The 2,958-nt window shown below is 65.0% G+C and carries 3 protein-coding genes; all 3 read left to right on the forward strand.

Features of this window, described 5'->3' with window-relative positions; translation table 11 throughout:
- A partial coding sequence (locus ACLP25_RS00590; protein WP_442467308.1) for a sigma 54-interacting transcriptional regulator occupies positions 1 to 905 on the forward strand: 905 nt, incomplete at its 5' end.
- A 287-nt stretch (positions 906 to 1,192) separates the two neighbouring features.
- Positions 1,193 to 2,680: a nitrogenase cofactor biosynthesis protein NifB gene (nifB, locus tag ACLP25_RS00595; RefSeq protein ID WP_442467309.1), complete on the forward strand. Its 1,488-nt coding sequence runs from the start codon at positions 1,193 to 1,195 to the stop codon at positions 2,678 to 2,680.
- 61 nt (positions 2,681 to 2,741) lie between these two features.
- Positions 2,742 to 2,936 (forward strand): 4Fe-4S binding protein, encoded by a 195-nt coding sequence (locus ACLP25_RS00600; protein WP_442467310.1) that lies wholly within the window; start codon positions 2,742 to 2,744, stop codon positions 2,934 to 2,936.
- The last annotated feature ends 22 nt before the right edge of the window (positions 2,937 to 2,958 follow it).

Raw genomic sequence — 2,958 nt, forward strand, 5'->3', positions numbered from 1 at the left:
TCGAATCCGAGCTCTTCGGCCACGAGAAGGGCGCCTTCACCGGCGCCGTCGGCCAGCGGGCCGGGCGCTTCGAACTCGCCCACTCCGGGACGCTGCTGCTCGACGAGATCGGAGAAATCTCGGCGAGTTTCCAGGCGAAGCTGCTGCGCGTCCTGCAGGAGGGCGAATTTGAGCGCGTCGGCGGGACGCGGACGCTGAAGGTCGACGTGCGCCTGATCTGCGCGACCAACAAGAACCTCGAGCACGCGGTGGCCAAGGGCGAGTTCCGCGCCGATCTCTACTATCGCATCAACGTCATCCCGATCTTCCTGCCGCCGCTGCGCGACAGGCCAGGCGACATCGCCCTGCTCGCCCGCGCCTTCATCGAAAAGTTCAACGTCGAAAACGGGCGGAAGCTCGCGATCGCATCGAGCGGCATGGAGATCCTGAAGAGCTGCGCTTTTCCGGGCAACGTGCGCGAACTCGAGAATTGCGTGCGAAGAGCGGCGACGCTGACCCACGGCGACGTCATCGGTCGCGAGGATTTGTCCTGCGCGGTCGGTGAATGCCTGTCGTCGCAGTTGTGGACCGGCGGCAGGCGCAGCGGCTTTTCGGACCCGATCGGAGAGCTCGCGAGCGGCCGCACCATCGCCGCGCCGGTCTATGAAAAGCCACGTCCGACCGCGCCTTCGCCGCCAGCGCCTGATGCACCCCTCGACGAGGCCGAGGCGGCGAAGGCCTGCGAGCATGCCGAGACGGGCGAATGCCCGGCGATCGTCTCGCGCCTGACGGAGAAAGAGCGGCTCCTCGACGCGATGGAGCGCGCCGGCTGGGTGCAGGCGAAAGCCGCCCGCATCCTGGGCGTCACGCCCCGGCAGATCGGCTACGCGCTCCGGAAATACCGCATCGAGATGAAGCATCTGTGAGCGCTTTGCGGCGCCAGCGGCCTTGAGACAGGTTCCCGCCGTTCGGATCGTCGTTAGCCGAACGCACCTTCCTGCCTGAAGCCGATCCCGTTTTCATGAAGCTGCAACGCGTTGTCCGTCCCACCGACCGTCCGCGTCCGTCGGCGGGCGCGGTTTGTCGCGAACGCGACACGCCATTGTCCCGCCGCCGCATCGCGTCGAGGCCCGCAACCATATGATAATGCTCGACACAACTGCTGGCACAAGCCTTGCTGTCCTGTCGGCGGACCTCAAGGAGCGCGCGACACATGAGCCAGCCGTTCACCATCTCGCTCGACAGCCTTCAGCCGGTCGGCTTCGACGCGATGAAGCAGGCGGCGACATCGGGCGGCTGCTCGTCGTCGTCCTGCGGCTCGTCGGCGAAGCCGGAGGACATGGACGAGTCGACCTGGGAGCGGATCAAGGATCACCCGTGCTATTCGGAAGAGGCGCATCACTATTTCGCCCGCATGCATGTGGCGGTCGCGCCGGCCTGCAACATCCAGTGCAACTACTGTAATCGTAAATACGACTGCGCCAACGAGAGCCGGCCGGGCGTGGTGTCGGAGAAGCTGACCCCCGACGAGGCCAAGCGCAAGGTAATCGCGGTCGCCAACGAGGTGCCGCAGCTCTCCGTGCTCGGCATCGCCGGCCCCGGCGACGCCTGCTACGACTGGAAGAAGACGCAGGCGACTTTCTCGGAGATCTCCAGGGAGATCCCCGACATAAATCTCTGCATCTCGACCAACGGGCTTGCGCTGCCCGACCATGTCGACGAGCTCGCCGAGATGAACGTCGACCACGTGACGATCACCATCAATATGGTCGATCCCGAGATCGGGGCGAAGATCTATCCGTGGATCTTCTTCCGCCACAAGCGCCGGACCGGCGTCGAGGCGGCGAAAATCCTGCACGAGCGGCAGATGCTCGGGCTTGAGATGCTGACCGCGCGCGGCATTCTCACCAAGATCAATTCCGTGATGATCCCCGGCGTCAATGACGAGCATCTCATCGAGGTCAATCGCTGGGTGAAAGAGCGCGGCGCCTTCCTGCACAACGTGATGCCGCTCATCTCCGACCCGGCGCATGGCACGCATTACGGCCTCACCGGCCAGCGCGGTCCGACGGCGATGGAACTTAAGGCGCTGCAGGACAAGCTCGAGGGCGGCGCCAAGCTGATGCGCCATTGCCGCCAGTGCCGCGCCGACGCGGTCGGCCTTTTGGGCGAAGACCGCGGTCAGGAGTTCACCCTCGACCAATTGCCGGAATCGATGGTCTACGATCCGAGCAAGCGCGAGGCCTATCGCGAGATCGTCGCCGAGGAGCGCGGCGACCACGTGCGCGCCAAGGAGAAGGCGATCGCCGCAGTCAAGGAGAACTCGGCCGACGGCCATTCCATTCTGGTCGCAGTTGCGACCAAGGGCGGCGGCCGCATCAACGGGCATTTCGGCCACGCCAGCGAATTCCAAGTCTACGAGGCCTCCGCCAAGGGCGTCGAGTTTGTCGGCCACCGCAAGATCGACGCCTATTGCATGGGCGGTTTTGGCGAGGACGCAACCCTCGACGCCACGATCGCCGCGCTCGAGGGCGTGACCCACGTGCTGTGCTCCAAGATCGGCAACTGCCCGAGGGACATGCTGATGGCGGCCGGCATCGAGGCGACCGACGCCTACGCCTACGAATACGCCGAGACCGCGATCAGCGCGCTCTACGCGGAGGCGACTGCCGACAAGGACGAGGCGAAAGCGGCCGCCTGATCCCGTCAACGAATCCCGGCGCGCGTGGCGCCGGCCTACCTGAGCAAAAGGAGAAGAACGAATGGCTTACAAGATCATCGCTTCCCAGTGCACCGCCTGCGGCGCCTGCGAATTCGAGTGCCCGACCGCCGCGATCAAGTTCAAGAACGACACCTACATCATCGACGCAAAGGTCTGCACCGAATGCGACGGGCATTTCGACGCGCCGCAATGCAACAGCGTCTGCCCGGTGCCGAAAACCTGCGTGAAGGCCTGACGGTTTCAAGGCGCTTGGCGAT

Source organism: Roseiarcus sp. (assembly GCF_052145395.1).
Classification (GTDB): Bacteria; Pseudomonadota; Alphaproteobacteria; order Rhizobiales; family Beijerinckiaceae; genus Roseiarcus.

Coding starts and splice junctions, on each gene's coding strand:
- nifB (WP_442467309.1), top strand. CDS start 1,193: ATGAGCCAGCCGTTCACCATCTCGCTCGACAGCCTTCAGCCGGTCGGC.
- ACLP25_RS00600 (WP_442467310.1), top strand. CDS start 2,742: ATGGCTTACAAGATCATCGCTTCCCAGTGCACCGCCTGCGGCGCCTGC.